The sequence below is a fragment of the Streptomyces sp. MB09-02B genome (assembly GCF_033794485.1).
Lineage (GTDB): Bacteria > Actinomycetota > Actinomycetes > Streptomycetales > Streptomycetaceae > Streptomyces.
In genome coordinates, this window is record NZ_JARGEE010000208.1 from 1 (window position 1) to 4,373 (window position 4,373).

A 4,373-nucleotide genomic window follows, 5' to 3' on the forward strand; every position below is an offset into this window, starting at 1 on the left:
GCGTCGGGGTGGGCGTGGGTGTCGGGGTGGGCGTGGGTGTCGGCTTCGGGGTGGCGGTCGCGGGCGTGTCGCGGCCGAAGAGCATCGACCGGTACACCTGGGCCGCCTTCGGGTTGCTCGCGCACTGCCAGACACCGTGCGGGCAGTAGTCGGTGAGCGTGTTGTAGAGCGGCTTGTGCTCGTCCATCCAGGCGAGCATGCGCCGCATGTACTCCGGATTGTCGCCGTTGCGGAAGAGTCCCCATTCCGCATAGGAGATGGGCTTTTTGTGCGCCTTGGCGAAATCGACGTGTGCCTGCAAGCCGTACGGTTCGCTCACCTGCTCGTCGAAGGTGATCCCGCGCGGCTGGTCGTAGGAGTCCATGCCGATGATGTCGACGGTGTCGTCCCCCGGATAACACCGCGTCCAAGGAATGGCGTCCCGGCCACGGTTCGGGGTCCAGTCGAAGGTGAATTTCTGGCCCGGCACCGCGCGCATCGTGGTGACGATCCTGTTCCAGTACTTCTTCCAGCTCTCCGGGTCGGGCCCGCAGCGATGCGTGTACGTGATGCCGTTCATCTCCCAGCCGAGCACGATCACCGTGTCCGGGATCTTCAACTCGACCAGCCGCTCCGCGAGTCGGCGGTAGTGGTGGTCGAACTGACCGGCGGCGGCGCGGCGCAGCAGCGCGCGGACCTCCCAGTCGGAGACGCCCTCCTCGTTGCGCTCCATCATGGGCACGTTGAGGACGAACATCCGGTCGTCCTCGTCGCGCCGCCACTGCGCCCAGGAGTCCAGGAAGCCGGGCAGTCCCTCGATGTTGGACCAGCGGTCACCCGGCAGATAGGTGTGCGCAACCCGCAGGTCGGAGCCGCCCAGCCAATCGCTCAGCTCGGCGATCCGGGCGACGCCGCGGGGCCCGTAGTGCAGATAGGCGCCCATGGCCGGCAGCTGCTCGGGAGGCTTCGGGGTCTCGGAGGGAGTGGCCGGCAGGGGCGAGGGGCTCTGCGGCGCGACGGACGCGTTCGGGACGAGGGGTGCCGTCGGCGCGGCCGGAGCCGTGGGGACGGGCGAAGCCGTGGCGGCCGGGGCCGTTGGGCTGGTGGGAGTCGTGGGGGTGGCCGGGGCCGCCGGCGCCGGTGGGTCGGTCACCCGGACCACGAGCCGCGTGCCCACGGCGTACACCGGGACCGACGCGAGCGCGTACGTCGCGACCACGCCGGCCGCGACGAGCGCCAGCCGTCTGCCGCGGAGCCTCCTGTGCCGGTGCCGCCGCTGTTGTGGAGCCATGTCCGCTCCCCTCTCCGCTTTCTTCACTTCACTGCTTTCCGCCGCCGATTTCCACCTACTGACAATCAGTCATACGAATATGAATGCCGCCAGCCGGGGCTCCGGCCTTCGGGTGCCCGAATCGCCCGCACGGGTGACCCGACGTCAAAGAAATGTGCGAGGACCCCGACGAAATGAATGTGCCTCAGCTCGACATCCGCGTTCCGACCGTATTGCTGCGGACGGACCGTAATCCCTTCCACCACGGAACCCTGGGCGCCGTACGGTCCTTGGGCCGGGCCGGGGTCGAGGTGCATCTGGTCGCCGACTGCGCGGCGAGCCCCGTACGCAGCTCACGGTTCCTCCGCGCGATCCACACCCCGCCCCGTCCGGGGGCCTGTCCCGACGAGTTCGCGGGCGTCCTCGGCCGGGTGGCGGACCGGGTCGGCCGACGGGCCGTCCTGGTCGCCCTGGACGACGCGAGCGCGGTGGCCGTCGCGAGGCTACGCGCGGACCTGACGGACCGTTTCCTGCTACCGGACGGGCCACCCACCCTCACCGAACAGGTGGCCGACAAAGCCGAACTCGCCGCGCTGTGCGCGCGTCTGGGCGTCCCTCACCCGACGACCACGATTCCCGACAGCGCGGCGGAGGCCGAGGCCGCAGCCCGCGAGCTGGGCCTGCCGGTGGTGGCCAAGTGGAGCCGTCCGTGGCTGCTGCCCGCCGGCACCGGACTGCGCAGCACGGTGGTGGTGCGCTCGGCCGGGGAGGCGGCGGTCCTGTACCGGCGCTCGGCGCAGGCGGGCAGCCGGCTGCTGCTCCAGGCCTTCCTGCCGCCGGGTCTGGACCGCGACTGGTTCTTCCACGGCTACGTGGACCACGCCGGCGTCGTGCGCTCCGGCGGGCCCGGCCGTAAGTTGGGCGCCTGGCCGCCCGGCGCGGGTCTGACGACCGTGGGCCGCTGGACCCCGAACCCGCAGGTCCAGGCCCTGGCCGAGCGCTTGACCGGCGCGCTCGGCTATCGGGGCGTGTTCGACCTCGACTTCCGCCGCGAGGGCCGGACCGACCTCTACCACCTGCTCGACTTCAACCCCCGTCCCGGCGCCCAGTTCCGGCTGTTCACGGACACCGCCGGTGTCGATGTGGTCCGCGCCCTGCATCTGGACCTGACCGGCCGTCGGGTGCCGGACGGGGCGCCGGTGCCGGGCCGGACCTTCGTCGTGGAGAACTACGCGCCGCTGACCGCGCTGCGCCCCCACCCGCTCCCCTGCCCGCCGTCCCGGCCGGGTGCACGCGAGCTGGCCTGGTACGCGCGGGACGACCGCGCCCCCGGCCTCGCGCTGTGGTCGCTGTGGCCCCGGCACGCGCTCGGCCGACTGCTGGCGCCCCGCACACCCCCTCCCGGACGGCACGACGGCTCCCCCGCCGACCGCTCCCCCGACAACCGCTTCCCCGACGACCGCTTCCCCGACGGGCACGCTCCCGACCACCGCGCCCCCGAGCACCGAACCGACAACCGCACCGCGATCCGCGCCGAGAAGCGCGCCGAGAACGAGAAAGCGAGCAGCGCCTGATGTACGACCTGCTGGTGGTGGGCGCCGGCCCGTACGGCCTGTCCATCGCGTCCCATGCCGCGGCCGCCGGGCTCAGCCTGCGCGTCCTCGGCCGTCCCATGGCGTCCTGGCGCGACCACATGCCGTCCGGCATGTTCCTCAAGTCCGAGCCGTGGGCCTCCAACCTCTCCGATCCCGAGGGGCGTTGGCGTCTGGAGGTGTACTGCGCGCAGCGGGGCGTCGAGGCCCGTCACGGCCTGCCGATCCCGGTCGGCACCTTCGCCTCGTACGGCCTGTGGTTCGCCCGCAACGCCGTTCCACCCGTCGACGAACGGATGGTGGCACGCGTTCAGCGTCGCTGCGGCGGTTTCGAGGCGGTCCTGGCCGACGGCGAGGTGGTACGCGGCCGCACGGTGGTCCTCGCCGTCGGTGTGATCCCCTTCGTCGAAGTCCCGGCCGTGTTGCGCGAGTTGTCCAGAGAGCGGGTCTCCCACAGCAGCCACCACCACGACCTCGGCCGTTTCCGGGACCTGGACGTCACGGTGGTCGGCGGCGGCCAGGCGGCCCTGGAGACTGCCGCACTCCTTGCCGAACAGGGCACCCGGGCAAGGGTGTTGGCCCGCTCGCCCATCCTCCGCTGGAACGACGTCCCGCCCCCGCTTGTACGCCCGCTACGGCGCTCGGTCCGCTCCCCGCACAGCGGCCTGGGTTGCGGCTGGCGCAACTGGTTCTACGCGGAGCGACCCGACTGGTTCCGCCGCCTGCCCGAGGCGAGACGCGTGCGGGTCGCCGCCGAGGCACTGGGACCGGCGGGCGCCTGGTGGGTGCGCGACCGTGTCGAGCGCACCGTCGAGGTACGGCTCGGTCAGGAGGTCGCGGTGGCGTACGAGACGGGCGGCGCCGTCCGCCTGGAGACGGTGGGCCGGGACGGTGCGCTGACGTCGCTGGACACCGAACACGTCATCGCAGCCACGGGATTCCGGGCCGGCTGCGACCGGCTGGACCTGCTGGCGCCGGAGGTTCGCGCGGACCTCGTGCCCCTGTCCGACGGCTCGCCCGCGGTCGGGCGGGACTTCGAGTCCACGGTCCCCGGTCTGTTCCTCGCGGGCCTGACCACCGCCGCCGGCTTCGGCCCCGCGATGCGTTTCGTGCATGGCGCGTCGTTCACGGCGCCCACGCTCGTACGAGGGGTACGGCGGCGACTGCGCGCGGGGGTGCCCGGCGGGCGGGTCCCGGTGCCGGGGGCGCGGGCCGGCCTGGCTTCCACCGCCGGGTCGTGACGGGCTCGGGTGCCGGGCGGCGCGGCGCGCCCCCGGCACCCGGAGCGACTCACCGTCCCGTCATCGGCCGGATGCGGCCCGGCCCCGCCGGTACACGATGGCCCCACCCGCGATCAGCGCGACGCTCGCGGCCCCGGCGGCGAGGAGCGCCTCACGGTCGCTGCCGGTTTCGGGGAGCGTGGGCGGCTTGGTGGGCGGCGTCGTCGGCGGGTGCGTGGAGTGCGGCGGCTTCGTCGGCGGGTGCGTGGAGTGCGGGGGCTTGGTCGGCGGGTGCGTGGAGTGCGGAGGCTT

4 protein-coding genes are annotated in these 4,373 nt (G+C 73.1%); 2 read left to right on the forward strand and 2 right to left on the reverse strand.

The features are described 5' to 3' along the window. On the reverse strand, positions 1 to 1,270 hold a 1,270-nt coding region (locus P1P70_RS26095; protein ID WP_319241817.1), incomplete at its 3' end, for a glycoside hydrolase family 26 protein. Between the two features lie 173 nt (positions 1,271 to 1,443). On the opposite strand from P1P70_RS26095, the gene P1P70_RS26100 reads away from it, so the two are divergent. Together P1P70_RS26100 and P1P70_RS26105 are read left to right on the forward strand one after the other, a co-directional pair. Further along, positions 1,444 to 2,823 (forward strand): ATP-grasp domain-containing protein, encoded by a 1,380-nt coding sequence (locus P1P70_RS26100; RefSeq protein WP_319241819.1) that lies wholly within the window; start codon positions 1,444 to 1,446, stop codon positions 2,821 to 2,823. After that, complete coding sequence (locus tag P1P70_RS26105; protein ID WP_319241821.1) at positions 2,823 to 4,082, forward strand: NAD(P)-binding domain-containing protein; 1,260 nt, start codon at positions 2,823 to 2,825, stop codon at positions 4,080 to 4,082. Before P1P70_RS26100 ends, P1P70_RS26105 begins: the two co-directional genes overlap by 1 nt. Before the next feature lie 60 nt (positions 4,083 to 4,142). Here the strand turns inward: P1P70_RS26105 and P1P70_RS26110 are convergent. Continuing rightward, on the reverse strand, positions 4,143 to 4,373 hold a 231-nt coding region (locus P1P70_RS26110; protein ID WP_319241824.1), incomplete at its 5' end, for an LPXTG cell wall anchor domain-containing protein.

Excerpts from the sequence above, each read along its gene's own strand:
- P1P70_RS26105 (WP_319241821.1), top strand. The coding sequence starts at position 2,823 with ATGTACGACCTGCTGGTGGTGGGCGCCGGCCCGTACGGCCTGTCCATC.
- P1P70_RS26100 (WP_319241819.1), top strand. The coding sequence starts at position 1,444 with ATGAATGTGCCTCAGCTCGACATCCGCGTTCCGACCGTATTGCTGCGG.